24 protein-coding genes are annotated in these 25,519 nt (G+C 73.2%); 9 read left to right on the top strand and 15 right to left on the bottom strand.

What is annotated here, in order from left to right:
• Nucleotides 1-377 precede the first annotated feature (377 nt).
• Nucleotides 378-1,220: a hypothetical protein gene (locus AB0P06_RS23560; protein WP_363610388.1), complete on the top strand. Its 843-nt coding sequence runs from the start codon at nucleotides 378-380 to the stop codon at nucleotides 1,218-1,220.
• A 76-nt stretch (nucleotides 1,221-1,296) separates the two neighbouring features.
• On the opposite strand, the gene AB0P06_RS23565 is transcribed toward AB0P06_RS23560, so the two are convergent.
• The 3 genes from AB0P06_RS23565 to AB0P06_RS23575 form a co-directional block, all read right to left on the bottom strand.
• Entirely contained in the window at nucleotides 1,297-1,860 is a 564-nt protein-coding gene (locus tag AB0P06_RS23565) for a DoxX family membrane protein (RefSeq protein ID WP_363610390.1), read from the bottom strand.
• 627 nt (nucleotides 1,861-2,487) lie between these two features.
• Nucleotides 2,488-3,351, bottom strand: a complete 864-nt coding sequence (locus tag AB0P06_RS23570; RefSeq protein WP_363610392.1) for a thioredoxin domain-containing protein — start codon at nucleotides 3,349-3,351, stop codon at nucleotides 2,488-2,490.
• Between the two features lie 234 nt (nucleotides 3,352-3,585).
• Nucleotides 3,586-4,620, bottom strand: coding sequence for a thioredoxin domain-containing protein (locus tag AB0P06_RS23575; RefSeq protein WP_363610394.1), 1,035 nt, complete (start codon nucleotides 4,618-4,620; stop codon nucleotides 3,586-3,588).
• A gap of 376 nt (nucleotides 4,621-4,996) precedes the next feature.
• Between AB0P06_RS23575 and AB0P06_RS23580 the strand changes: the two genes are divergently transcribed.
• Nucleotides 4,997-7,741: a M4 family metallopeptidase gene (locus AB0P06_RS23580; RefSeq protein ID WP_363610396.1), complete on the top strand. Its 2,745-nt coding sequence runs from the start codon at nucleotides 4,997-4,999 to the stop codon at nucleotides 7,739-7,741.
• A 532-nt stretch (nucleotides 7,742-8,273) separates the two neighbouring features.
• Here the strand turns inward: AB0P06_RS23580 and AB0P06_RS23585 are convergent.
• The gene (locus AB0P06_RS23585) at nucleotides 8,274-9,248 is read right to left on the bottom strand and encodes a YafY family protein (protein WP_363610398.1); all 975 of its coding nucleotides are present in this window, start codon (nucleotides 9,246-9,248) and stop codon (nucleotides 8,274-8,276) included.
• Nucleotides 9,249-9,310: 62 nt separating this feature from the next.
• On the opposite strand from AB0P06_RS23585, the gene AB0P06_RS23590 reads away from it, so the two are divergent.
• Together AB0P06_RS23590 and AB0P06_RS23595 are read left to right on the top strand one after the other, a co-directional pair.
• Nucleotides 9,311-9,490: a hypothetical protein gene (locus AB0P06_RS23590; RefSeq protein ID WP_363610400.1), complete on the top strand. Its 180-nt coding sequence runs from the start codon at nucleotides 9,311-9,313 to the stop codon at nucleotides 9,488-9,490.
• Nucleotides 9,487-9,948 carry a VOC family protein gene (locus tag AB0P06_RS23595; RefSeq protein ID WP_363610402.1) on the top strand — a complete coding sequence of 154 codons (462 nt, stop codon included), beginning with the start codon at nucleotides 9,487-9,489 and terminating at the stop codon, nucleotides 9,946-9,948. The genes AB0P06_RS23590 and AB0P06_RS23595 overlap by 4 nt, the downstream gene beginning before the upstream one ends.
• A gap of 339 nt (nucleotides 9,949-10,287) precedes the next feature.
• On the opposite strand, the gene AB0P06_RS23600 is transcribed toward AB0P06_RS23595, so the two are convergent.
• The 5 genes from AB0P06_RS23600 to AB0P06_RS23620 form a co-directional block, all read right to left on the bottom strand.
• Nucleotides 10,288-10,932, bottom strand: a complete 645-nt coding sequence (locus AB0P06_RS23600) for a response regulator transcription factor (protein WP_363610404.1) — start codon at nucleotides 10,930-10,932, stop codon at nucleotides 10,288-10,290.
• Nucleotides 10,896-12,260: a sensor domain-containing protein gene (locus AB0P06_RS23605; protein WP_363610406.1), complete on the bottom strand. Its 1,365-nt coding sequence runs from the start codon at nucleotides 12,258-12,260 to the stop codon at nucleotides 10,896-10,898. The genes AB0P06_RS23600 and AB0P06_RS23605 overlap by 37 nt, the downstream gene beginning before the upstream one ends.
• On the bottom strand, nucleotides 12,257-13,063 hold the full coding sequence (locus AB0P06_RS23610; protein ID WP_363610408.1) for a type II CAAX endopeptidase family protein: 807 nt from the start codon (nucleotides 13,061-13,063) through the stop codon (nucleotides 12,257-12,259). Before AB0P06_RS23610 ends, AB0P06_RS23605 begins: the two co-directional genes overlap by 4 nt.
• Before the next feature lie 167 nt (nucleotides 13,064-13,230).
• Nucleotides 13,231-14,466, bottom strand: a complete 1,236-nt coding sequence (locus tag AB0P06_RS23615; protein WP_363610410.1) for a GNAT family N-acetyltransferase — start codon at nucleotides 14,464-14,466, stop codon at nucleotides 13,231-13,233.
• A 263-nt stretch (nucleotides 14,467-14,729) separates the two neighbouring features.
• Nucleotides 14,730-15,698, bottom strand: a complete 969-nt coding sequence (locus AB0P06_RS23620; RefSeq protein ID WP_363610412.1) for a hypothetical protein — start codon at nucleotides 15,696-15,698, stop codon at nucleotides 14,730-14,732.
• 406 nt (nucleotides 15,699-16,104) lie between these two features.
• Between AB0P06_RS23620 and AB0P06_RS23625 the strand changes: the two genes are divergently transcribed.
• Entirely contained in the window at nucleotides 16,105-16,749 is a 645-nt protein-coding gene (locus tag AB0P06_RS23625; RefSeq protein ID WP_363610414.1) for a CatB-related O-acetyltransferase, read from the top strand.
• Nucleotides 16,750-17,122: 373 nt separating this feature from the next.
• Nucleotides 17,123-17,719, top strand: coding sequence for a dihydrofolate reductase family protein (locus tag AB0P06_RS23630; protein ID WP_363610416.1), 597 nt, complete (start codon nucleotides 17,123-17,125; stop codon nucleotides 17,717-17,719).
• Nucleotides 17,720-17,818: 99 nt separating this feature from the next.
• Here the strand turns inward: AB0P06_RS23630 and gcvH are convergent, their stop codons facing one another.
• The 3 genes from gcvH to AB0P06_RS23645 all read right to left on the bottom strand — a co-directional run bounded on the left by gcvH (nucleotide 17,819) and on the right by AB0P06_RS23645 (nucleotide 19,322).
• Nucleotides 17,819-18,217 carry a glycine cleavage system protein GcvH gene (gene gcvH, locus AB0P06_RS23635; protein ID WP_363610418.1) on the bottom strand — a complete coding sequence of 133 codons (399 nt, stop codon included), beginning with the start codon at nucleotides 18,215-18,217 and terminating at the stop codon, nucleotides 17,819-17,821.
• A gap of 136 nt (nucleotides 18,218-18,353) precedes the next feature.
• Nucleotides 18,354-18,854 carry a MarR family transcriptional regulator gene (locus AB0P06_RS23640; RefSeq protein ID WP_363610420.1) on the bottom strand — a complete coding sequence of 167 codons (501 nt, stop codon included), beginning with the start codon at nucleotides 18,852-18,854 and terminating at the stop codon, nucleotides 18,354-18,356.
• A 105-nt stretch (nucleotides 18,855-18,959) separates the two neighbouring features.
• A complete protein-coding gene (locus AB0P06_RS23645; RefSeq protein ID WP_363610422.1) occupies nucleotides 18,960-19,322 on the bottom strand; it encodes a DUF6204 family protein in 363 nt (120 codons plus the stop codon).
• Nucleotides 19,323-19,578: 256 nt separating this feature from the next.
• Here AB0P06_RS23645 and AB0P06_RS23650 point away from each other — a divergent pair, with 256 nt between their 5' ends.
• Together AB0P06_RS23650 and gndA are read left to right on the top strand one after the other, a co-directional pair.
• Entirely contained in the window at nucleotides 19,579-19,842 is a 264-nt protein-coding gene (locus tag AB0P06_RS23650; RefSeq protein ID WP_363610424.1) for a co-chaperone GroES, read from the top strand.
• 185 nt (nucleotides 19,843-20,027) lie between these two features.
• Nucleotides 20,028-21,473: an NADP-dependent phosphogluconate dehydrogenase gene (gndA, locus tag AB0P06_RS23655; RefSeq protein ID WP_363610426.1), complete on the top strand. Its 1,446-nt coding sequence runs from the start codon at nucleotides 20,028-20,030 to the stop codon at nucleotides 21,471-21,473.
• 52 nt (nucleotides 21,474-21,525) lie between these two features.
• Here gndA and AB0P06_RS23660 read toward each other — a convergent pair whose 3' ends face one another.
• The 3 genes from AB0P06_RS23660 to def form a co-directional block, all read right to left on the bottom strand.
• The gene (locus AB0P06_RS23660; protein WP_363610428.1) at nucleotides 21,526-22,959 is read right to left on the bottom strand and encodes a transcription antitermination factor NusB; all 1,434 of its coding nucleotides are present in this window, start codon (nucleotides 22,957-22,959) and stop codon (nucleotides 21,526-21,528) included.
• 91 nt (nucleotides 22,960-23,050) lie between these two features.
• The gene (gene fmt, locus AB0P06_RS23665; protein WP_363610430.1) at nucleotides 23,051-23,986 is read right to left on the bottom strand and encodes a methionyl-tRNA formyltransferase; all 936 of its coding nucleotides are present in this window, start codon (nucleotides 23,984-23,986) and stop codon (nucleotides 23,051-23,053) included.
• 45 nt (nucleotides 23,987-24,031) lie between these two features.
• Entirely contained in the window at nucleotides 24,032-24,577 is a 546-nt protein-coding gene (gene def, locus AB0P06_RS23670; protein WP_363610432.1) for a peptide deformylase, read from the bottom strand.
• 266 nt (nucleotides 24,578-24,843) lie between these two features.
• Here def and AB0P06_RS23675 point away from each other — a divergent pair, with 266 nt between their 5' ends.
• A complete protein-coding gene (locus AB0P06_RS23675; RefSeq protein ID WP_363610434.1) occupies nucleotides 24,844-25,452 on the top strand; it encodes a hypothetical protein in 609 nt (202 codons plus the stop codon).
• Nucleotides 25,453-25,519: the final 67 nt, after the last annotated feature.

The following is a 25,519-nucleotide window of genomic DNA, read 5'->3' on the forward strand; positions in this document are numbered from 1 at the left end:
CAGGCACAAGATCATCCGACACGTGGAGCACTCTGCCGCCCGAACACATCAACTGCCAAGCCCCTGAGCTGAACTCATTTTGAAACGATCAGTAAGGGGCCAGGGCTTGTCTGACGAGCCCTGGCGCGCCGAGCCGCAGCCGGGACGGTGCGCCTGAGCGGTCGTCGACGCAGGCGATCAACGCCCCCGGCCCGCACCGTCACCGACCCGCCGGACGCCCCTCGGCAGGATCGGCCTTCCATCACGGTTGGGCGACCATCCTTCCACCTGACTCGAACTGACTTTCGCTTCAAACCCCGGGACCGATAGGTTTCAGCCTTCACGAAACCGATCTCGATTTTCTCCGGGGGATCCCTTTGTCCACTGTGCCTCCCCAGGTGCCCCAAAGCGCCGGCCCGGTCGGCGCCAACCCGTACGCCGACGGGACCGCGGCACCCACCGCGCCCAGCCCGTACGCGTATGCCGGCCCCAACGGCGGTGCGCCGCAGGCCGGGCCGGTCCCGGGCCAGCAGGCCTACGGCCACCCCGCCGCCGACCCCGACGGCTATGCCGCGGCGGGTCCGGCCGGCTACCCCGGGTACGGCGAAGCGGCGCTCTCCTGCCGTTTCTGCGGCTCGGTCCCCGCGGTGGAGGCGACCATCCGTGGCCACCAGGGCTTCCTGGTGATCATGCGATTCCTGAAGCTCCAGGGCCCGTTCTGCCGCAGCTGCGGCATCGCCGCCCACCGCAGCATGACCGCGAAGAGCCTCTGGCAGGGCTGGTGGGGCATCGCCTCCCTGCTGATCAACCCGGCCACCATGCTGCTCAACCTGCCGCAGCGCGCGAAGATCAACAAGCTCGCCGCACCACTGCCGGGCGCCCCCGGCCAGCCGATGAACCCGGGCAAGCCGCTCTTCCAGCGCGTCGCCGTCCTGGGCCTGCTGGTCCCGTTGCTCGTGATCGGCGCGATCGTCTACAACGTGCAGTCCGACCCTTCGTTCGCCTCGGTCGGCGACTGCGTGCACAACAAGAACGCGATCGTCACCGGGGTCACGGACAACCACCCGGACGTCGTGGTGCTCTCCTGCTCCGACCCTGACGCCGACGCCAGGATCGTGGGCAAGGTGAAGGACAGCTCCAACGGCGAGACCGCCTGCAGGCAGTTCAGCGACGCCGACGGCTACTACACGGAGGAACAGGGCAGCGACCAGTTCACGCTCTGCCTGCACTTCCTGAAGTAACCGCCCGACGCGACCGCGCACCACAGGCTGAGGGGACGTCCGGAGTCGGACGTCCCCTCAGCCTGTTGCCCCTCGGTCAGAGGGTCACCCCTTTCAGGGACAGCACGATGGCCGCGCCGATGCCACCCATTCCCAGGGCGATGGCCATACTCCACCACCCACCCCGGCCCCAGCGGAACGGGCGGTCCAGCGCCAGGCGTCCGGGGCCGAGGGCGGAGACCGCGATCGCGATCAGCGACAGGCACAGCGGGTACTCCAAACCGCCCTTGTCGGCCCACAGGCCGCCGCTCGAACTGACGGACATCGCGTTGATCATCACCCCGACCACGGTGGCGGCCGCCAGCGGGGTGAGCAGCCCGAGGGCGAGGCCCAGGCCGCCGCACAGTTCCGAGGCGCCCCCCAGCGCGGCGAAGAGGGTACCGGGGCGGTAGCCCAGGGCCTCGAAGCCCTTGCCGGTCGCACTCAGACCGGCGCCACCGAACAGGCCGAAGAGTTTCTGGGCGCCGTGGCCGGCCAGCAGCAGACCGGCCAGCCGGAGCACCAGCAGGCCGACATCGGCGGCGGACACCGGCGGCGCGTGCACGGAGGCCGGGGCGGAGCAGCGGGCAGAGGCCCGCAGCCGCTCGGCGGTCAGTTTCATGGCGAGGTTCACCTCCCGCGCGCCGCCACCGCCGCGAGCAGGGTCGCCTCCCGAGGCGTCGGCGCGCAGATCGGGTCGGCCGGGCGCGGCTCGCGCCGCCGTCGACCTGGTCCAGGAACAGCCGGACCGACACCGCCTCACCGGAGGCATCCGCACGTCTCACCGGTAACCCTCCGAGAAGGGAAGCCGTGATCCAGCACCGTCTGTATCCACTCTACGCAGCGGCCGGGGGGGCGGTCTCCGCCATCCGTTCCCGCACCTCCCGTGCGGGCTACCGCTAGGGGCGCCGCAGCGGCCGGAATCGTGAAAACTATGTTTCATGAGTTCCGAAGGACCCCCACCCCCACCTGCGGCCCCTCAACCGCCGGGGCCTGATCTCCCCAGTTCACTCCGGTTCACGGCCCACTCGGGCTCGCGAAGCACACCCCTCCGATGCCACCTTTGAAAAGCGTCTTTCACATCCAGGACGGATCACGCCGCCGGCCCCAGCAGGGTCACGATCACGGACGTGCGCGTGGCGGATCCGGCTACGGGCAGGGCCGGTCGGCGACCTCCTGAAGCAGCGGGGCAGTCCAGGTCCGACAGCCTTCCGCACCCCGGGGAAACCTCACTTCCCCCCGGTACGGATCAGGACGACTGGGCCGAAGGCGACGCCGCGTGCTCGGGCGATTGCGCCGGCGAAGAGGAGGGCGTCGGCGAGGGGGCCTGCGAGGCCCGGTCGGCCTCGGCGATGGCTTCGAGCACCGCGCCCTCGAACGCCTCCTTCGAGGCCATGGCCCCACCGGCGTGCGGGTCGAGTTGCCTGCCGTTGAGCAGCATGGCCGGCGTCCCCTGGAATTTGTGGTGGCGGAACTCCTCCGTGACAGTGCGCACCCAAGCCTCGTGCGTTCCCTTGTTGACGCATTGCTCAAAAGCCGGCGTCCGCAGTCCGGGGACATTTTCGGCGAGCCGAAGGAGTTCCGCCCGGTCGGCGAACCTGTCGTTCTTCTCCTCGGGCTGGTTGGAGAAGAGGACGGCATGGTAATGGGCGAATTTGGCCAGGTCCTGCGCGCACGCGACGGCGTTCGCCGCTCGCAGGGACCCCTTTCCGCCAAGGCCGGCGTCGATGGCCGCGAGGGGGTGGTACTCCAGGCGCAGCCGGCCGGACTGGATGTGCCTCTGCAGCACCTCGCCGAGGCGCGCCTCGGCCGCCCGGCAGGCGGGGCAGCGGAAATCCTCGTAGACCTCCAGGACTGCCGGAGCCTTCTCCGCTCCCACCTCGATGGCCTTGCTGTCGGCCACGGTTCCGAGGGGCGCCAGTGCGGGTCCGTCGTCCTGGGAGCGGTACGTCTGCACGGCGATCCCCGTGATCACCGCAGAGGTCACGACGGCGGGCACGAGGCCGAACACCATGAAACGGCGTCGACGTTTCGCGAGAATCTCTCGCGCCGCGCGTTCCGCGCGCCTGCGCTCATGTGCGACCAGCTTTCCATTCCGATTCGCCCGGCTCATGTTCCCCTCGTTCGCTGGTTGGTTTTTGCGCGTTGGCCCCGCAGTATTCGGTACGGGTTTTGTCCGTCGACGACACGGAATATCTCTCCGCCCCTCTGCGCCCACGGCCGAATTCGCCCCGGGCCGCCGTTTCCCAGCCGCCCTCAGCCCCCGGGCCGGTCCTGCGCGCACCCGCCGACGTGGACGGCCTGCCCGGAGTCCCCGCTGCGGAGCCCCGGCCGAGCCGACCGGTCGTCAGCCGCCGGAAGCGTGTGCCGGCTCCCTGGTGCCGGAAGCCGCAGCCGTGCGCTCGGACGCCTCTGCCGCCCTCACCCTGCTGGGCGAGGCGGACGCCGAGGCCGAGTGCGAGACGGTGGCGGCCGAGCCCGTCGAGGCAGGCGGGTGCGGCGGGGTGTTCACCGGCGGGTGGAAGCCCGGGTCCTTCAGCGCGAGGTCCTCGACCGTCTTCCACAGCTTGGTGACGGCCCCGTCACCGTCGATGTCGACCCGGTCGCCGTTGAGCACGACCACCGGCGCGTCCGCGTGGAACTGCTTCGTGAACGTATCGGTCCCGCGGGTCACCCAGCCCGCGTGCGCGCCGTCGTCGACGCACCGGTCGAACGCCGCGGACCGCAGCTCGCCCACCCGGTCGGCCAGCGAGAGCAGGTCCTGCTTCGCGTCCGGGTTCTGCTTGCCGGCCGCGACGAGCACCTCGCGGAAGGCGGTGAACCTTCCCGCGTCCTGGGCGCACGCCGCCGCGTTGGCGGCCCGGGCCGAGGTCTTGCGGCCGTCGGTCGCCACCGGGTGGTACTGGATGATCAGGCGATTCTCGACGACCAGCTGGCGAAGCGTCGGGCCGAACCCCTCGGCGAACTTCCGGCAGGCGGCGCAGTCGTAGTCCTCGTAGACCACCAGCGTGGCGGGTGCCTTCTGATAGCCCACCGAGATCGAATCCCCGCTGGACCCGGACGGGGGTTCGACATGATCGGGTCCGAACCCCGAACGGAACAGGAATCCGCTGCCGACGACCACGGCCACCACGGTGACGGCCGGCAGGAGGCGCTTGCGGGTCCGGTGCGTGGACCTGGTCCGGAGGAATCGCCTCCGGCCGGACGGCGCGGGAGAGTCATCTGTCGGATTCGGGAAATCCTCGTCGCCCCAGGAGGCCATGGGATTCGTTCCAATCGGGTCGGCACTCGCCGGCTGGCTGTCGAGTGATTGTCGGCTTCCCCCGTTTATAGACACGAGCCGAGCGATGGGTTTCTCACCGTACCGATCGTCAATCAGCAATCATGCGAACGTAGCAACGCCGCGACAGGGCGGTGGCCCGGGAACAGGGTGTTCCCGGGCCACCGGTCGGGGCCGGCCCCTCCCCCGCGCACCCATAGACAGGTCATCGACATATCTCGGTCGATGACCTATGGTCGTTGCACGGCGGGACGCCGGCCGCAGGAGTCGGCAAGCGTCGCATGCTGCGTCAACCGCTGCCCTCGGCAAGGTCCCTGCCGTCTCCGCAGGCCGGACCAAGGTGCTCGTCGACGCCATCGGACGGCCCATCGGCTCCCTCGCGTGCCGTCACCGCCGATCCCGCATCCAGTACTCCGCGTTCCATGTTCCGCATTCCGTGTTCCGTGTTCCGTGTTCCGTGTTCCATGGGAGGACCGCAGTGCACCATCGTTCCCGCGCGCCCAAGGTGCTCGGCGTCGGCATAACCGCCGTCCTGGGCCTGGTCCTGGCCGCGCCGCCCGCCCTGGCCGGACCGGCCGCCGACCCCGACCCCGTCCCCGGCCTGGTGTCCGGCCAGGACACCGCCGCCCCGCAGTTGGTCACGGGCCTGGCCGAGCCGGCCCCCGGCGACCCGGCGGCCGCCGCCCTGGCCCATCTCGCGGCCCACCCGGACCGCTACCGGATCGACCCCGGGCAGCTCGCCGAGATCGGCGCCGAGCGCACCGCCGACGGCCGACGTACCGTCAGGTTCCAGCAGTACCACGGCGGTATACCGGTGCTCGGCGCGCAGTACCTGGTCCACCTCACCGGCGAAGGCGCCGAGCAGCGGGTCGAGTCGGTCGGCGGCAAGTACTTCACCGGCCTCACCGCGCCGACCACTCCCGCCGTCCCGGCCGGGACACTGCGCAACCTGGCGCTCGGCTCGCTCACGGACCGGCGCGCCCGGGCCGGGGCCACCGCCGAGGACCACGGCCAGGTGATCCTGCCCGGCGGCACCGGCCGGCTGGCCCAGCACTTCACCCTGCGCGGCACCGACCCGGACACCGGCGGCCCGCTGGTCCGCGAGGTCTACCTGGACGCCACCGCCGGCGCGATCGCCCTCGCCCACGACGCCCGCACCCCGTACACGGCCGGCGACGGCACCACCGCCCCCACCGCGGCCGCCACCGCCCGCGCCGAGGCCGGGGCCGAACCCGCCACCGGCACCGCCCCGGACGCCTTCGGCCGCTCCGTCAAGGTGAACATCGGCCGTCTCCCGGACGGGAGTTACCAGCTCACCGACCTCACCCGCCCCGCCAGCATCGCCACCCACGACGCGGCCGGCCGGGACTACAACGACTTCCGGGGCGGCATACCCGCCGACAGCCTCCCGGCCCGTTCCCCGGGCCCGGACTTCCCGGCCTCCACCGGCAGCAGTGGCGCCACCGACGCCCACCTCAACGCCGCCGCCGTGTACGACTTCTACCGCGACCGGCTCGGCCGGGACGGCCTGGACGGCAAGGGCGGCCCGATCACCTCCGTGGTCAACGTGACCAACGGCGGCGCCCCCTTCCCGAACGCCTTCTGGGACGGGAAGAAGATGGTCTACGGCGACGGCGGCACCACGTACCACCCGTTCTCCGTCGCACTCGACGTGGCCGGGCACGAGATGACCCACGGCGTCATCGAGCACACCGCCGACCTGGTCTACGTCGGCCAGCCCGGCGCCATGAACGAGGCACTGGCCGACTACTTCGGCAACGCCGTCGAGGTGACCGCCCGCGGGATGTCGATGAGCGACCCGAAGGCCGCCCTGCTCGGCGAGAGCCTCTGCCGCACCGGCACCCCGGAGGACTGCGCGCAGCGCCGGCTGGACGACCGCCGCACCACCGTGGACGACTACCTCGGCGCGGGGGGCGGTGTCGACAACGGCGGGGTGCACCTCAACTCCACCATCATCGGCGGCGCGCTGTGGGACATCCGGCGCACCCTCGACCCGCTCACCGCCGACCGGCTGGTCTACCGCGCACTCGCCGACTACCTCACCCCGCTGGACGACTTCGTCGACGGCCGCAACGCGGTGCTCGCCGCCGGCCGCTCGCTCAAGCTCACCCGGGACCAACTCCGCACGGTGGCAGCCGCGTTCGACGCCCACGGCATCCGCGCCGGCTGGGAGAACCGGCTCGGCCTGGACAGCCGCACGCTGCTGCGCGACGCCTCCACCCCGGTCGCCCCCGCCGCCGCCAACGGCCGCTGGGTGATGACCAACAGCGACCCGGCCGGCAAGACCCCGACCGCGCTGTACACCGGCTCCACCACTGCCCCCGACGCCCCCACCCGGATCAGCCCGGAGGACGGCCGCCTGCACGGCTGGGCCGCCACCGACGGCAGGTCCGCCGCGTGGCTGGCCATCGGCCCCGACGCCCAGGGCGCGTGGGGGATGGAGGTGCTGACCCGCCCGCTGTCCGGCGGCCCGGTCCGCAGCCTGTTCCGCTCCTCGACCCAGCAGCCCAGCGACGTCCAGATCTCGGGCGACGACGTGGCCTACAAGGTGACCGACTTCGCCACCGGCCGAAGCAGGCTCCACCTCTCCCACAACGGCGCCCCGGCGGTGGAACTCCCGCTGCCCGACGGCCACGACCTGTCGGGCGTCACCCTCAAGGACGGCGTCCTCGGCTGGTCCGAGACCTGGACGGTCGGCGAGAAGCGGGTCTCCGCACCGACCGTCTACTCGATCGCCGCCGGCAAGGTCACCGCCCAGTACCTGGTGGGCGACCCGAGCGGCAGCACCGGGACCGAGGCCACGTCCACCGTGCTCGCGGGCGGACGGCTGCTCTGGGTGGAGACACCCGGCGACCGGACCAAGCGGAGCTCCATCCGCTCCGGCGCCCTGGACGGCTCCGGTGTGACCGACGTGCTGTCCGGCACCTCGCCGTACGCCCCGTCGTGGACCACCATCACCGCCTCCGACCGGGCCGTCACCTTCGCGGCGCCGGGCAGCAAGCCCGCCGGCGGCTGGACCAACGCCGCGCTGCCCAAGCTCTGGCAGCTCCCGCTCACCGGCGGCACCCCCGAGCGGCTCTCCTGCAACCGCGGCGGCCAGGAGAAGGCCGCGGCCGACCAGGGCACCCGGGTGATCTGGCTGGACGCCACCGCCGGCCGCACCGACCTGGTGGTCCGCAACCGCCCGGCCGGCTCCTGCTGATCCCCCTCACCCCCCGGCCCGGCCCGCCACCCCTCCGGTGGCCGGCCGGGCCGTGCCGGTCGTGCGCGACCGGCACGGCCCTCGGCCCGGAGGGAACAGCACGGCCCGGCCACTACAGGTGGGCCACGGTCCACGAACGCTGAAGCCGGCTCACCACGCCCGCACGAGCGGGGCCGGCGACAGGCGAGGGCGGCGGTGCCGGCCTCGCCCTCGCCGGGAACCGCCGGAATCGACGTATCCGGCGGCTGCTCAGAACAGCGGGTACCGCCGCACGTAGACGCCCTGCTGACCGTCGGCACCGCCGGGGACGAGCGCGCCGCCGGAGGAGAAGCACCGTCGTGCCCAGCGCGTCGACGGCCGGGCTGCCCGACCCGGCCTCGACCTGGGTGCCGTCGGCCGCGACGCTGACCCGTTCGGTCCGGCCCGTCCACAGGTCGTGGCGGAAGACGTCCTGATGCCCGTTGGTGTCGCCCGGGACGAGGTTGCCGGAGCGCCGACGGCGTCGCCGCCTGCGCGGGCACACTGGCGCACATCAGCACGGTGAGCTCCTCGCACCGGCCGACAGCAGCCTCTCCGCCAGCACCCGACAGCGACTCGCGAGCTCCGGAGGGTCGAGCACCTCGAAGTCGTGCCCCAGCAGAAGCACGTGCATGAGCACGAAGTCGAGGCTGCCGGCGCCACTGAGCACCTCGCAGAGCCCGCTCCCGCGCGGTCGCACGACGGCCGCCGACGCCGGGATCTGCGCGCGCACCGTGTCGGCCGACGCGTGCACGAGGAAGCTTGCCCGGTGCGGGTAGACCCGGCTCGCCACCCCCTCCTGCACGTACGCCGCCGCGTCGGGCGCCGTGCGCGGGCGGAAGCGCCAGGTCCGTGCGGACGCCTCGGTCATCCGGTCGACGCGGAAGCTGCGCCAGTCGTCGCGGTCGAGGTCGTAGGCGAGGAGGTACCAGCGCCGGTCGGAGGCGACCAGGCGGTACGGCTCGACCCGCCGCCGTCGCACCCCGCTCCCGGAGGGGTAGTCGAAGCCGGCCTCGACCTCGTCGCGGCAGGCTCTGGCCAGCGTCATGAGCACCTCGGAGTCGACCGGCGTGCGGCCTCCGCCGAAGAACTCCACCGAGCCGGAGAGCGCGCGCACCTCGTGCCGCAGCCGGGTGGGCAGCACCCGGTCGAGCTTGGTCAGCGCCCGGAGCGCGGTGTCGCCGGCGACCGCGCCACCCGCGCCGGCGAGCAGCGACACCGCGGTGGCGATCGCCTCCTCGTCGTCGAGAAGCAGCGGCGGCAGGTCCTGCCCCGGACCGAGCCGGTAACCACCGCCGACACCGCGGCCGGCAAGCACCGGATAGCCGAGCGCGCGCAGCCGCTCGACATCACGCCGTACCGTGCGCGACGTGACCCGGAGCCGGTCGGCGAGCTCGGGGCCGGTCCAGGCCTGACGCTGCCGCAGCAGCCCGAGCAGGGTGAGCACCCGCTCCGTCGTACCCCGCTCGTCACCGCGTGCCCCGTCCATGCCACCCACTCTGCCAGGGGTAGCGGACCGATCCTGTCCGCCAGAGGTGTCAGGGTGGCTCCATGAACGCGGACGAGTCCTTCTGGCCGCCGGTGCCGGACGTCTGGAACCTGCCCGAAGTGCCCACGGCCGGTCCGGTGCCGCCCGTCCACCGCGAGCCGATCCACCGTCTGTCCGAGGTCCGCCTGCTGCGCGGCCTCTCCCCGCACACGAGACCCGCTACGAACGGAGCAACCCGATGAGCCACCACCTCCAGGTCACCTTCGACGCCCACGACCCGCGGGCGCTGTCGTCCTTCTGGCGCGACGCACTGGGTTACGTCCACCCCGGCCCGCCCGGAGTCGACCTGCCCGAGGACGCCGACCCGCTGGCCGCGTGGGACGACTTCCTCGCGCGGATCGGCGTACCGGAGGAGCAGCGCAACACGAAGTCGGCCATCGAGGACCCGGACGGGCACGGCCCGCGGGTGTTCTTCCAGCAGGTGCCGGAGGACAAGGTCGCCAAGAACCGCGTCCACCTCGACGTCCGCGCGGCTCCCGGACTGCGGGGCGAGGAGCGGATGGCGGTGCTGGAGGCCGAGTGCGACCGGCTCGTCGCACTGGGCGCGACACGGGTGCGTCGCCACGAGCCCGCTCCCCCGATGAGCGCCGGCTTCATCGTGATGACCGACCCTGAGGGCAACGAGTTCTGCCTGGACTGACGCGGCTCGGCTGTGGTCGCGGAAAGCCGCAGGGGCTGACGTCGGGGCGGGCGCCTTGCGGGTGCCCGGAGTCCCTGCGGATACTCGGGTGCGCACCACGCACGGCTGCGCGGGGACCGGGGAGAGAGCCGCTGTGAGTCGGTCCCGTCTGCACCGCCGGATCCACCGGGACTTCCCCGAACCCGGGTCGGCCCCCGAGATCATCCGCCTGCTGGAGGAGTTCGACGCGGACTTCGGCCCCACGCACGGCCGGGATTCGGACCGAAGACCGACCCGCCGACCGGCGAGGGCTGAGGGACGGCTTCGAAGGCCCGGTCGGCCTCGGCCCCGGCCCCGGGCTCAGCGGTCGAGGTAGGCCAGGACGGCCAGGACCCGGCGGTTGTCGTCGTCGGAGGCGGGCAGGTCGAGCTTGGCGAAGATACTGGCCGTGTGCTTGGTGACGGCGCTCAGGGTGATGTGGAGCTGCTGGCCGATCGCCGGGTTGGAGCGGCCCTGTGCCATCAGTTCCAGCACCTGCTGCTCGCGGGGCGTCAGCGCCGTCGTGCGGCCGCGGGCCTCGCCGCGGCTGAGCAGTTTGGCGATGACCACCGGGTCCATCACGGTGCCGCCGCTCGCGACCCGGGTGACGGCGTCGACGAACTGGGCGGCGTTGGAGACCCGGTCCTTGAGCAGGTAGCCGACCGCACCGGAGCCGTCCGCCAGCAGCTCGCGGGCGTAGAGCCGCTCGACGTACTGGGACAGCACCAGGACGGGCAGGCCGTGGGTACGGCGCCGGGCCTCCAGGGCGGCCTGGAGGCCCTCGTCGGTGAAGGAGGGCGGCAGGCGGACGTCGACCACGGCGATGTCCGGCCGGTGGTCGGCGAGCGCCCTGCGCAGGGAAGGGCCGTTGTCGACGGCGGCCACGATGTCGAAGCCGTGCTCCTCCAGGGTGCGGACCAGTCCGTCCCTCAGGAGGAAGAGGTCTTCGGCGAGGACAACGCGCACGGGATCTCCAGGAGGATCGCGGTGGGGCCGCCGTCGGGACTGCGGACGGTCAGGGTGCCGTCGAAGACGGCGATCCGGCGCTGGACCCCGCGCAGACCGGTGCCCCGGGCGGGGTCCGCGCCGCCGCGGCCGTCGTCGGTGACCTCGGCGGCGAGCACACCGTCGCGGTGGCCGAGCCTGACCTCCACCCGCTCGGCACCGCTGTGCTTGGCGGCGTTGGTGAGCAGCTCGCTGACCGCGAAGTAGACCGCCGACTCGACGGGGGCGGCGGGCCGGCCCGGCAGCTCGGCCGTCACCTCGACGTCCAGCATGCTGTCGAGGGCGAGGGCGCGGACCGCGTCGGCGATGCCGCGGTCCGCCAGGACCGGCGGATGGATGCCGCGGATCAGGTCGCGCATCTCCTCCAGGGCGCGGGAGGAGGCCTCGCGGGCTCCGGCGAGCATGGACAGGGCGGCCTGCGGATCGTTGTTCACCAGCTTCTCGACGCTGTCGATGGTCATGCCGAGCGCGACCAGCCTGGCCTGGGCCCCGTCGTGCAGGTCCCGTTCGATCCGGCGGAGCTCGGCGGCCTGGGCGTCGGAGGCGTCGGCGCGGGTGGTGGAGAGATGGTCGACCCGCAGGCGCAGCCGGGCGGTCCGGGTCGGCGCGAGCAGGACCGCCGTCCAGCGGGCGTGCAGTCGCAGCGTCCACGGGCCGACCAGGAGGCCGGCGAGGATCAGCGCGAGGCCGACGGGTACCGCGGCCAGCGCGGCGCCGGACGAGTCCACCTGGATGACGGTGTACCAGTTGCCGCCGCCCGCACGGTCGATCGGCCCCCAGACGAAGGGCTGGACCAGTGCGCCGTACACGCCGTACAGCACCAGCGCGCCCGGCAGCCCGGCGATGACGCCGCCGATCCACGGATCGGCACTCGCCCACACCAGGTCGCGCCAGGTGGCCGGGTCGCCCAGCAGGGCGAGGCAGGTACGGACCCGGCCGCCGAGGCCGGGCTCCCGCGGCGGCGTCGGGCGGTACGGTTCGGGGATCGCCACCCCCGTCCACCGCCCGGCGCGGCGGCGGGCGGTGCCGGCGAGCCGTCGCAGCGTCCCGACGGCGAGCGGGAGCAGGAGCAGCCCGACTCCGGCGCCCAGCAGCCAGATCGCGAGGTTGACCAGGCAGGCGACCAGCCCGGCCGACAGTGACAGGGCCCACAGGGCCGCGGCCCGCCCCAGCGCGACCGGCCGCTCGGCCCACGCCGTACGGGCGGTGGCCGCCGTTCGGCGATCGCTGCCGTCGGTGGTGGTCGGCGTGTCGTCCGGTGTACGGGTGGCAGAGGATCCGGTGTTCATCGGACGGCCTCCGTGCGCCGGACCCGGTGGCCGGCCACCGCCAGCGCGACCGCGACCGCGGTCGAGCAGCCGGCGAGCGCGGTCATGCCGGCGACGTCACCGCCCTCGATGTCCAGCACGCCGAGGGTGCCGAGATTGATCAGGCAGTGGAGGGTGCCGGCCACCAGGAGGGTCCCGGTACCGGCGCCCGAGACCAGGACGGCGAGTATCACCGAGACCGCGACGGTCATGACCATGAACGCCGTCATGAACGCGGCTCCGAACCGCAGGTACTGCACGTGCCAAGCCCCCCAGAGAACACCCACCACGACCGCTGCCGCCACCGGCGAACGGCCGGCCTCCAGCCGCCGCTGCAGAAAGACGCGCCAGCCCAGTTCCTCGCCGCACGCGCCGACCCACTGCAGGACGACCAGCAGCCACCACGGCCCAGCCAGTTGACCGGCGTCCGTGAGGTGCACCGGCCGTCCGGCCAGCGCGAGGACGCCGAGCGACAGCCCCAGCACCGCGACAACCAGACCCGCACCGGTCACGCAGCGAACGAGCACGTCACGGGTGGGCCGCAGCCACCTCATGCTAGCCGGACCGGCCGCGGGCCTCCTCCCCCGCCTCAGCAGCACCGTCACCACCACGGCGGCGACGGCGGGGCCGAACTGGGGGAGCATCAGCAGCCCGGGGTCGAGCGGGAGCATCGGCTGCAGAGCCAGCAGCAGACCGGCCACCACCCAGGTCAGCAGGGTGAACAGCGGGACCGGCCAGAACTCGCGGGCACGCGTCGCGGCGACGCGCTGCTGGGCATGGGACATCCGTGCACCTGTTCTTCTCGTCGGAGGTGTCGTTCTGACGACACCTCCGACGATCGCGCCCGGACCCTGTGGCCCGCACTGCACCGGACCTCACTCCGGGGGTGTACTTCTGCGCACCCCTGAGCACTTACCGGAGGCGGCAGACGGGCCCCGCACGGCCTCCGTGCTCAGTACGGCAGGTAGTAGCTGAGCACATCCGCGGTGAGCGGCGGGAGGAGTGCCCGGAACAGCTCCTCGTCCTGGGCGTAGACGTCGGGCCGGAGCCGGGTCAGCCCCTCGATCCCGTGCGGGCCGAACAGCAGGGCGGGCAGGTGGTCGGGCGCCACTCCGGCGCCTCCCGCGGTGCCGGGGCTCTGCATCGCGCCACCGGTGACGACCGCACCGAGACCGTCGGCGTGGACCGGGATCCGGTAGTGGGCGCCGAAGGTGGAGATGACGATGGAGCGGCCGGTGCGGTCGATCCCGGCTGTGGTGAGGCGGTCCCAGAGCAGCGGCCGCAACCGGTCGAGCAGCGCTGCGGTGTCCGGGACGCGGACGTAGTACTGCTCCGCCCGCGTGCGCGGTTCGTGGTCGAGGAAATCCTGCCAGGCCGCGGCGGTCACGGTGCCGGCCCGATGGACGACCCGGAGCCGGCTGTCGGGCGCCAGCGCGGCGACGCCGCGGAGCAGGCCACGCGCCGCCGCCTCGTCGACTGCGGCGGCCTCGGCCAGGAGCATGTCCTCACCGGGGGGCGTGGTGCGCCCGGTGGCGAGGACGGTACCGGCGTGTTCGAGGACCCAGAGCGTGCTGGCCTCGTGGGCCGCCAGCCATCGCCAGCACGCCGCCGAGTGCGGCATGGCCACGTCGAACCCGTTCTGGGCGGCGTCCTGCAAAGCCGCCATCGCGGGGATGTCGGAGGGCAGGGCCGCGCGGAGTACGGGCGTGCCGTCGCCGGGCGGCGGGGTGCGCACGGTCAGCGCCGGCGGTATGTCGATGGCGTACTCGTAGCCGAACAGCCGGTAGAAGTACGGAATCCCGATCATCGCCTGAATGACGTGCCCCCGGGCGGCGGAGCGGTCGTGGGCCCACCGCATCAACGCCCGTACGAGTCCACGCCCTTCGTATCCGCGATCGGTGGCGACCAGCTCGACCTGACCGGCGGGCAGGCGGACGCCGCCGATCCGCACCTCCTCGTCGAGGAGCGTCGCGGTGGAGACGACCCGGTCACCGTCGACGACCACGGCGCAGGCGGACCAGCCGACATCAGGGTCCGTGACGACCAGCCGGTGGTCGAGGGCGTCGTCCGCGTCACCGCGCTCGGCGAGGAGCGCGCCGATCTGGTCGAGGTCGGCGGGCTGCGCCTGCCGCAGGACGAGGCCGTCGGCCAGTGCGATGGGTGCGGGTGAGGCAGGAATCACTGTCACGACCGGACTATCGCACCGTTCGATCCGCCCCGTCCACGGGATTTCCACCGGTGCCGACGGAGCGCCGGCCAACGGGCTGGACGAGCATCCGGAGCCGATGCGGAACCGCGCGATGACCACGTGCACGCCCCTCGGCAAGCGGACCGGCCGTACACGAGCCACCGCGAGCCGCCGAAACGTCAGGATCGTTCGACGGCAGGCCTGTAGGGCTTGTCTGATAATTCGCGTCGCATCAGCGCGCGGCGGGAATGGTCAGACAGGCCCTAACCGCCGATCGCGGCGACGGCCTGGTTCCCCGCCTCCAGCACGAGCTGCCCGAGCGCGGTGCCCGCCGCGGGCATGACCAGCTCGACCAGCCGGTCGGTCGTGCGCCGCAGGAGACCGCGGTCCGGATGCGCGCGTGCGGCCTCGGCGGACAGGGTCCCGGCCTGCTCGGCCGCCTCGGCCTGCTGCTCGGGCGACAGCCCGAGGACGGGCAGGCTCTGCTGGGCGAGGCCGGCGAAGTGGATCAGCGCGGCCGGGTCGAAGCCGGCGGTGTTGTTCTGCGTGAAGTCCCGCTGGGAGCCGATGATGGTCCCCTGCGCGTCGGTCAGGTAGGTGTTGAACGTCGTCGTCCCAGGGGCCGTCTGCTCCTGCTGCACGAACTCCGACACGGTCTTCTCGCTCTCTGCGCAGTCGATGCCCCGCGCGGTCAGCCTGACAACGTAGCTGTCGGCGGGGCTGAGGAAGGTGTCCCTGGTCCGCGGGCCGAAGGGGCCGGTGTCCTGGTGGACGACGGCGAGTCCGCGGGCCGCGAGGTACCCGATGGCCTCGCACACCTCAGGTGCGGTGACCGGGTCACCGCAATAGGCCGGTTCGGTGTCCAGGAAGCCCGACGGCGGGTCGGCGTCGGCGCAACCGCTCTGCCGGCACCCCTGGCCGGGTTGCCCGTAGAGCCAGTCGAGAACGTCGGTGCGGACCGCGTTGTTGCGCCGGGGGCGGTTGTCGCGCTGCTCCAGCACGGCCGCCGCCTGGGCCCGGCCCACAGGTGTGAACCTGACGATGTCGGCGACGAGCGAGACGGGCCGCAGCAGGCCCTCGGCCGTCAGGGCCGCGCGCAGGCCTGCCGCCTGATGCTCGGGGATACCGTGCCCGGTGGCCCACTCCCGCACGTCGAACCCGCCCGCCGGACGGTCCGCGGTGGCGGTGTGTGCCCAGGCCAGCAGGGACGCGCGCTGGTGGTCGGGGTGCATGTGGGCGCCTTCTGGATGTCTGCGGTCGGCTGGGTGTGGTCCTGGGCGGGAGCGTACTCAGGGTCCGGCCCGAAGGTCACCCCCCGGCGGCCCGGGGGCAGGGACGAAGCGGGCGGTGGTCCGCCGACACCCCTCCTGCCGCCACCGCTTCCCTACTGCTCCGGCCTGACACCGGCCCAGCATCACCGACCCGCGGCGCCGCGGCAAGACGATGAGCCGCTTTTGAAGCCCGGCAGACTGCCGGGCGGGTCCTACGGGCCAGCCTTAAGGGCGCACTCCGCCGCCCTTCAGATCGGGCCCCGCTCCGCACGGCGGGAGCCCGCCACCCCGCAGGGCCGGGGCACGGGCCCACCGTGGATCATGGACAGTGCCGACCACCCCCGGATCGACGGAAAGCGGTGCCACCATGAGTCCTCTCCCGCCCGACCCGACGGTGCTCCACCCCTTCCCCGACCAGCCGCGCGTGGTCCTGCTGAAACCGCTGGTGACCTCGCCGCTGATCGAGGTCGGCGAGTACTCCTACTACGACGACCCCGACGACCCGACCGCGTTCGAGACCCGCAACGTGCTCTACCACTACGGCCCGGAGAAGCTGGTCATCGGGAAGTTCTGCGCGCTGGGCGAGGGCGTGCGGTTCATCATGAACGGCGCCAACCACCGTATGGACGGCCCCTCCACCTTCCCCTTCCCCATCATGGGCGGCGCCTGGTCCGAGCACTTCGACCTCCTCGCCGGCCTGCCCGCCCGCGGCGACACCGTCGTCGGCAACGACGTCTGGCTCGGCTACCGAAGCGTGGTCATGCCCGGGGTCCGCATCGGCCACGGCGCGATCATCGCCGCCGGATCGGTCGTCACCACCGACGTCCCCGACTACGCCATCGCCGGCGGCAACCCCGCCAAGGTCATCCGCTCGCGCTACCCCGACGGCGACGTCGCCCGCCTGCTGGCCGCCGCCTGGTGGGACTGGCCCGCCGACCACCTCACCCGGCACATCCGCACCGTCATGTCCGGGACCGTCGACCAGCTCGAAGCCGCCGCCCCCAGGCCCTGACCGCAGGCCCGCCGCCGACGGTCAGGTCCGCTCCCCCGTCCGGTCGTTCCGGTGGGGCTGAGGGCCGCTGTCGTAGCCATGGTGTTGACTCCCCGATGTGCACACCACCGCCCGTCCTCAGCTGGTCGAGTGGGCCTCGACCCCGGCCGATGACCGATCCCCGCCCGGCGCGACGCGTGGACGGCTGGAGCCGCGTCGCCCCGGGGCGAGCCCTGACCGCGAGCCCGGACCGCGCGCCTGACCACGCCGGGCCGCGCCGGGCGTGATCCACATCACCGCCGCGGGAGCGATGATTCCGTAGTGGCCGGAAGTCTTCAGTGTCGTAGGCCCGAGGGCGAAGCAAGCAGAGCAGGCAAGACAGAGGAGCACCACCGTGCGCATCGTGATCAGTGAGTTCATCAGCCTGGACGGCGTCGTGCAGGCCCCTGGCGGCCCTGAGGAGGACACCGACGGCGGCTTCGCCCACGGCGGCTGGTCGCACCCGTTCTTCGACCCGGAGGTGGTGGGCGGCGCCTTCTCCGACGCGCTGACCAGCGCCGCGGCACTGCTGTTCGGGCGCCGCACCTGGCAGACGATGGCCGCGGCGTGGCCCGAGCGGGCCGGCGACCCGTTCGCCGACCGGATGAACGCCATCCCGAAGTACGTCGTCTCCAGCACCCTGGGCGACTCCGGGCCGGCCTGGGACAACACCACCCGCATCCCCGGTGACGAGGCCGTCGCCCGCGTCCGCGAGCTGCGCAAGGCCGAGGGCGGCGACCTGCTGGTCATGGGGAGCCCCACCCTGGTGCGCACCCTCCTGAGCGAGGGCCTGGTCGACGAGCTCCGGCTGGTGATCATGCCGGTGCTCCTCGGCGGCGGAAAGACGATCTTCCCGGACGACGGCGGGCTGCGCACGCTGGAGCTGGTCTCCACTGTCACCGGCAGCACGGGCGTGAACGTCTGCACCTACCGGCCCGTCGCCAAGCGGTAGCCGGCCGCGGCGGGCGGGTCGGCACCCGTCCGGACCACCACCGTCGGCAGGCCGCTCGGGACGGACCGAGCGGCCTGCCGGTGCGAGGGCCGCCGCCGGTTACCCGTCCGACTCCGCCTTGATGTAGTCGCCGTACTGCGCGGCCGTGAGCAGGTCGTCAAGCTGCTTGGGGGCGGACAGGGTGACGTCGACGATCCAGCCCTGCTCGTAGGGCTCCTCGTTGATCAGTTCCGGCGAGTCGTTGAGGTCCTCGTTGACGGCGGCGATCATGCCGGACACCGGCGTGTAGACCTCGGAGACCGCCTTGACCGACTCGACGGTGCCGACCGGCTCCCCGGCATCGAGGGCGGCGCCGGATTCGGGCAGTTCGACGAAGACGACATCACCGAGCTGGCGCTGCGCGAAGGCCGTGAGGCCGATCCTGACCTTCCCGTTGCCGGTGGACCGCACCCACTCGTGATCCCTGCTGTACTTGAGGTCCTTCGGAATGTCCGTCATGCCCGCCTCGCTTTCCTGGAAGCACTCTTGAGCCACCGTCACCTCACGTGACCGCGCACCCACGGAGAGCCTGCTACAGATCCGCCGCCCCGTCCGGGAGGCTCACCCGACCGGCGACCCGCGACCCGGGCCGAACTCAGTTCCCCGGAAGCCGAGTCGGCGCACCCGGTCGAGACGCCGACCGGGCTCCCGCGCCCCGGCCGGGGAGGCCGACGCCGCCGAGGCGGGTCGTCAGCTCGGACAACACGGCCATGTCCGCCTCACCCCACGGGGGCGCGGCGAAGATCTCCTCGGCGACCTTCTCGGCCGTGGCGCGCATCTCCGCGAGCCGTTCACGACCGGTGTCGGTGAGCGCCGCGTACGCCACCCGGGCGTCGCGGGCGTCCGGCTCGCGCGTGACCAGCCCGATGCGCTCCAGCGGCGCCAGCCCCCGGGTCACGCCCGAGGCGGTCAGGCCGAGCGCCTCGGCGAGGTCCACCCGGCGCAGCCGGCCGCCGGGCGACCGGCCCAGGCGCAGCAGCAGCGTGAAGTCGGCCAGGCTCACCCCGTGCAGGCCCCCGAGGCTCGCGTCGAAGCGCTTCACCAGGGCGGTCTGCGCCCGCAGGAGCCGTAGGGCCGCGTCCAGCGCATCACTCATGTGCCACCTCCTTGACCGCTCGACCATAACAGCTGGTTGAGCAGTCAAGGAGTAGTGCAGTATCCGGTCATACGAGTCCGGCCGAATCCCCGCGAGCGCCCGGGGTCAGGCGTCCTTCCGCGCGGCGGCGCGGCGCTGCCGCTTGCCGAGGGGGGCCAGGGAGAGGTCCTCGGCCTGTGACCTGAGGTTCTTGAAGGCGTAGCCCCGTTCATCCAGCCAGGCCTTCGCCGCGGCCTCGGCGCGTTCGGTCGCCTCCAGGATGTCCTCCTCGGCCTCGCCGGAGTCCTGGAAGCGGAAGGTGAACGCGGGCCGCGCCGCGATGTCGTAGCTGAGGTGCCCCTCGGTGGTGCAGGCCGCGTGCAGCACGTCGTGCTCGGACGCGCGGGCCAGCAGCTCGGCGCGCTGCTCGGCGTCGAGCCCGTCGAAGGCACCGCGAACGGTGATCCGGAAGGTGCGAGTAGTGGTCATCCCCCGAGCCTGATCAGCGGGAGCGGTCCGCTTCCACCGCCTTTCACGCGGCACCGGGGCGCCCTCGACGGTCTGCCCGGCCGGCCTCCGGGGAACGCGTCCGCACCCGCTCGCCGTCCGGGCCGACACCCGAAGGGCGCGCGGCGTACCGCCATGAGGCCGAAGCAGCCGGGGCGAAGCACGCCGGAACCGTGGACCATCGACCTGTGGGGCGCGCTGGGCCGCGCCGCCGTCTCCTATCCGAGAGGACCCTCCGATGCCAGACTTCCGGCCGAAGGACGATCACCTGATCGTCAAGCCGATCAGCGCGCCCGCCCTGCCCGACGCGGACACCCGCAAGGGCGAGGTGGTGGCGGTGGGACCGGGCAGGACCCTGGCGGGCGGCCGGCCGCACCCGGTGGACGTGAAGACCGGCGAAAAGATCATCTTCTCCCGGTTCTCCGGCTCGGAGGTCGAGGTGGACGGGGTGGTCTACGTGGAGCTTCCCGAGGACGAGATCCTCTCGGTGGCCGCCGAGTAGGCGGGCGCGACGGCCGTGCGGCACCGCTCCCGGCCCCGCCCGCACGGCAGCACCCCGAACCGCAGCGTCCCCGACGGCAGCACCCCGGATGCGGAATCCCGGAGCCGACGGCAGAGTGCCGCTTGGCACGCCCCGGGCGCGACCGCCGCCGCCCCACGGGCCCCTCACCCCCTTGGAGACCCCCTATGACCGAGCAGCCGCAGGCCCAGATCGGCGTCACCGGACTGGCCGTGATGGGGCGCAACCTCGCGCGGAACCTCGCCCGCCACGGCTACCGCGTCGCCGTCCACAACCGCACCCGGGCAAGGACCACCGCACTGGTGGAGCAGTACGGACACGAGGGCACGTTCGTCCCGGCCGACAGCACCGCCGGGTTCGTCGCGGCACTCGAACGCCCCCGCCGGATCGTGATCATGGTCAAGGCCGGCGAACCCACCGACGCCGTCATCGACGAGCTCCTCCCCCTGCTCGACGAAGGCGACGTGCTGGTGGACGGCGGCAACGCCCACTTCCTCGACACCCGCAGACGGGAGGCGGCCCTGCGGCAGCGCGGGCTCCACTTCGTCGGCACCGGGATCTCCGGCGGCGAGCAGGGCGCCCTGGAAGGACCGAGCATCATGCCCGGCGGCACCCCGGAGGCCTACCAGGTCCTGGGCCCGCTGCTGGAGGACATCGCCGCCGAGGTCGACGGAACCCCCTGCTGCACCCACGTCGGACCGGACGGCGCCGGCCACTTCGTCAAGATGGTCCACAACGGCATCGAGTACGCCGACATGCAGCTGATCGCCGAGGCCTACGACCTGCTGCGCCACGGCGGCGGCCTGCAGCCCGCCGAGATCGCCGAGGTCTTCCGGGCCTGGAACGGCGGCCGCCTGGAGTCGTACCTGATCGGGATCACCGCCGAGATCCTCGCCCACACCGACGCGGCGACCGGCCGGCCCTTCGTGGACATCGTGCTGGACCAGGCCGAGCAGAAGGGCACCGGCCGGTGGACGGTGCAGAGCGCGCTGGACCTGGGCGTCCCCGTGAACGGGATCGCCGAGGCGGTCTTCGCCCGGTCGCTGTCCGGCGGCGTGCCGCTCCGGCGGGCGGCGCACGACCTGCCCGGCCCGTCCGAGAGCTGGCTCGACAGCGCGGCGGCGGACCGCTTCGCCGACGACGTCGAACAGGCCCTGTACGCCTCCAAGATGGTGGCCTACGCCCAGGGCTTCCAGCAGATCCAGGCCGGCAGCGCCGAGTACGGCTGGCGGATCGACCCCGGCGCGATGGCCACCATCTGGCGCGGCGGGTGCATCATCAGGGCCCGCTTCCTGGACCGGATCAAGGCCGCCTACGACGAGGACAGGGAGCGCCCCACGCTCCTGACCGACGCCCACTTCCGGGAGTCGCTCGGCTCCGCGCAGTCCGCGTGGCGCCGGGTCGTCTCGACGTCGGCCCAACTGGGCGTTCCGGCACCCGGCTTCGCGACCGCGCTCGCCTACTACGACAGTCTGCGGGCCGAACGCCTCCCGGCCGCCCTCGTCCAGGGACAGCGGGACTTCTTCGGCGCGCACACCTACCGGCGGACCGACCGCGACGGTACGTTCCACACCCGCTGGGAGCAGGACGGACGTCCGGAGGAACAGCGCTGACCGAACGGCGTGAGCCCCCGGCGGCCGCCGGGGGCTCACGCCGCCGTCCGGGTCAGGCCGTGCGCCGCAGCAGGGCCAGGTACATCGCGTCGGTGCCGTGCAGGTGCGGCCAGAGCTGGATGTCCGGGCCGTCGCCCAGCGCCGGGACGCCGGGGAGCAGCGGGCGGGCGTCGATCCACTCGACCCGGCCGCCCTCGTCCCGGAGCACGTCGTCGACGACGGCCCGGGTCTCGGCCAGGTGCGGCGAGCAGGTCGCGTAGCCGACCACGCCGCCGACCCGGGTGGCGTCGACGGCCGAGCGCAGCAGGTCGCGCTGGAGCGGGCCGAAGGCGGCGATGTCCTGCGGGCGGCGGCGCCAGCGGGCCTCGGGGCGGCGGCGCAGCGCGCCGAGGCCGGAGCACGGGACGTCGACCAGGACCCGGTCGAAGCCGCCGGAGCGCCAGGCCGGGCGGGTGCCGTCGGCGGTGATCACGGTGTACGGGCCGGGGTTGCCCTCCAGCGCGCGGGCGACCAGCCGGGCCCGGTGCGGCTGCTTCTCGCTGGCCACCAGGGCGGCGCCGCGCCCGGCGGCCAGGGCGCCGAGCAGCGCGGCCTTGCCGCCGGGGCCGGCGCAGCCGTCCAGCCAGAGCCGGTCCGGTCCGTCCAGGGGGGCCGCCGCGAGGGCGAGCGCGACCAGCTGGCTGCCCTCGTCCTGGACGCCGGCCCGGTTCTCGCGCACCGCCTCCAGCGAGCCCGGGTCGCCGCCCTCGGCGAGCCGGAGCGCGACCGGGGACCAGCGGCCGGGTTCGGCCTCGGGCAGCGCTTCGGCCAGTTCGCCGACGGTGATCCGGCCGGGGCGGGCCACCAGGGTGACCTCGGGCCGCTCGTTGTCGGCGCGCAGCAGCTCCTCCATGGCGGTGCGGCCGGCGGCGTCGGGCTGCCAGCGGCCGAGCGAGTCCCAGAGCGCGGCGACCACCCAGCGGGGGTGGGAGTGCACGACGGCGAGGTGGTCCTCGGCGTCGTCGTCGTACGGCGGGGCGACCTGTCCGATCCACTCCGCCAGGTCGCGGGCGCTGATCCGGCGCAGGACGGCGTTGACGAACTTGGCCTTGCCGTCGCCGAGCACCACGCGGGCCAGTTCGACGGTGGCCGAGACGGCGGCGTGGCTGGGGATGCGGGTGGTGAGCAGCTGGTGGGCGCCGAGCGAGAGCACGTCCAGGACCGGCGGGTCCACCTTGCTGAGCGGGCGGTCGACGCAGGCGGCGATGATCGCGTCGTAGGTGCCCTGGAGCCGCAGGGTGCCGTAGACGAGTTCGGTGGCGAGGGCGGCGTCGCGGCGGTCCATGCCCTTCTGCTCGGCCTCGCGGAGCAGGGAGGGAAGGATCAGGTTGGCGTAGGCGTCGCGCTCGTCGACGGCGCGCAGGGCGCGGAAGGCGACGATCCGGGCCGGGTCCTTCTTCGGACGGCGGTGCGGGCGGGGGGCGCGCTTGGCGCTCGGTGTGGTCACAGGTGCCTCAAGGTGCTGCGGTGATTATCGGACGAACAGTCGAACAGTAACGCCAAACGTCGGGCCCTGGCCCCCGGCCTTCTCCGCTCCCTCAGGCCTCGAAGCGCTCGCCGGACTCGATCCGGGTGCCCCGCGCCCAGTCCGCCGCCCGCATCGGCTTCTTGCCCTGCGGCTGGACCTCGCCCAGCTCGACCTCGTGGCTGCCGGTGCCGACCCGGATGCTCTTCTTGCCGACGGCCAGCTCCCCGGGTGCCAGCTCCGCGGCGTCCGTCAGCAGCTTCACCGGGCCGGAGACCTTCAGCCGCTCACCGCGGAAGAGCGTCCAGGCGCCAGGGGCGGGGGCGCAGCCGCGCACCAGGCGGTCGATCCGCAGCGCGGGGTGGTTCCAGTCGATCCGGGCGTCCTCGACGGTGATCTTCGGGGCGAGCGTGATGCCCTCGGCGGGCTGCGGGACGGCGTGCAGGGAGCCGTCCGCGATGCCGTCCATGGTGGCGGTGAGCAGACGGGCGCCGGAGTGGGAGAGCCTGGTGAGGAGTTCGCCGCTGGTGTCGGTGGGGCGGACCTCCTCGGTGATCACACCGTAGACCGGGCCGGAGTCGAGGCCCTGCTCGATCAGGAAGGTGGACGCTCCGGTGACCTCGTCGCCCGCCAGCACGGCGTGCTGGACGGGGGCCGCGCCGCGCCAGGCGGGCAGCAGCGAGAAGTGCAGGTTGACCCAGCCGTGCTTGGGGATCTCCAGGGTGCCCGGGCGCAGCAGCGCGCCGTAGGCGACCACCGGGCAGCAGTCGGGGGCGAGTTCGGTGAGCCGGGCGACGAAGTCCGGGTCGCTGGGCTTCGCCGGCTTGAGGACCTCGATCCCGGCCTCCTCGGCGCGCTGGGCGACGGGGCTGGCGACCAGCTTGCGGCCGCGCCCGGCGGGGGCGTCGGGGCGGGTGACCACCGCGACGACCTCATGCCGGTCGGAGGCGAGCAGGGCGTCCAGGGCGGGAACGGCGACCTCGGGGGTGCCGGCGAACACGAGGCGCATCAAGTGCCTTTCTGGTGGGCGGAGTTCAGCAGCGGAAGCGGGGGTTCAGCGCGCGGCGCCGAAGGTGCCGTGCGGGGAGATCCTGACGACGGGGGCGGGTCCGTCGCCCCACTCCGTCTCACGGATCGCCTTCATCGCGGCCTTGCGCTGCTCGCGGTCGAGGCGGTCGATGAAGATGATCCCGTCGAGGTGGTCGGTCTCGTGCTGGATGCAGCGGGCGAGCAGCTGGGTGCCCTCGATGGTGACCGGGTCGCCGTGCATGTTGAAGCCCTTGGCGACCACGCCGTACGCGCGCTTGGTGTCGTAGCGCAGGCCGGGCAGCGAGAGGCAGCCCTCGGGGCCGTCCTGCTCCTCCTCGGTCAGCGACAGGTCGGGGTTGATCAGATGACCGGTGACGCCGCCCACGTGGTAGGTGAACACCCTGAGGGAGACGCCGAGTTGAGGGGCCGCCAGGCCGGCGCCGGGGGCGTCGAGCATGGTGTCGGTGAGATCCTGGACCAGCTTGCGCAGTTCCTTGTCGAACGTGGTCACCGGCTTCGCGGTGGCCCGCAGGACTGGGTCTCCGAAGATGCGGATCGGCTGGATCGCCACGGGGTACGGGCTCCTGTCCGTCGGGTTCGGGCTGCTCGCCACAGGCGGGTCACGGGGTGGGCCGGGGGCCGGCCACCGGCAAGTCTATGCAATCGTCCGGGGCCGTCCGGCGGCCGTGCTCGGCCCACCGGCATATCCCGAGTCCGTCCGGCTGCGTGACCCCGGCCCCCATTCGGGCGTTGGTCAAGTGAGATTGACCGGGGCCGGGCAGAACGGGACACCGCGACCCGGCCGAGCCGAACCGTACGGAAGGTGGCGCGTAAGCCATGGCTGAGCAGATCAACCACGACGCCCGGGCCCGGGCCAGCCTGCACCTGCTGGTGCGGGACATCGAGCGGGTGCGGCGGCAGGTCGACGCGCTGCGGACGCTCACCGCCCAGCTGGGCAACGTCTACCGCCCGCGCCGCCCGAGCACCTCGGCCGGGTTCGTGGTGTACGGGCGGGCGCCCGCACCGACGGTGCGCCTGGCGCAGGAGCTGCGGGAGAGCGTGGAGACGCTGGTGGCGGCGGCGGTCGAGTTCGACCGGGCGCTGGGCTTCTCCTGGGATTCGGTGGGCTCGGCCCTCGGGGTCACCAAGCAGGCGGTGCACCGGCGGTACGGGATGCGCCGGCCCACCAGCGAGCTGCTCGCCGCGGGCGGGGTGACGGCCTCCGGCGTCCCGGGGGTGCCGGGGCAGGGCCGGTCGGACCGCTCCGAGGAACTGCCGGCCGCCGCACCCGCCCCGAGCGGGCTGGCCACCACCGTCCCGGCGGCCCGCCAGGGCGGCCTGGACCGCAGCACGCTGGACCGGGCGGCCCTGGACCGGTCCGCGGCGGACCGGGGCGGACTGGACCGCGCCGGCGTGGACCGCGGCGGCATCCCGCTGCGCGGCTGACCAGGGCGGACATCGGGCGGCACGGTCGGGCTCACCCAACGGGCCCGGCCGTCCCCGCCCGCCCCGC

Source organism: Kitasatospora sp. NPDC088351 (genome assembly GCF_040685575.1).
Classification (GTDB): Bacteria; Actinomycetota; Actinomycetes; order Streptomycetales; family Streptomycetaceae; genus Kitasatospora.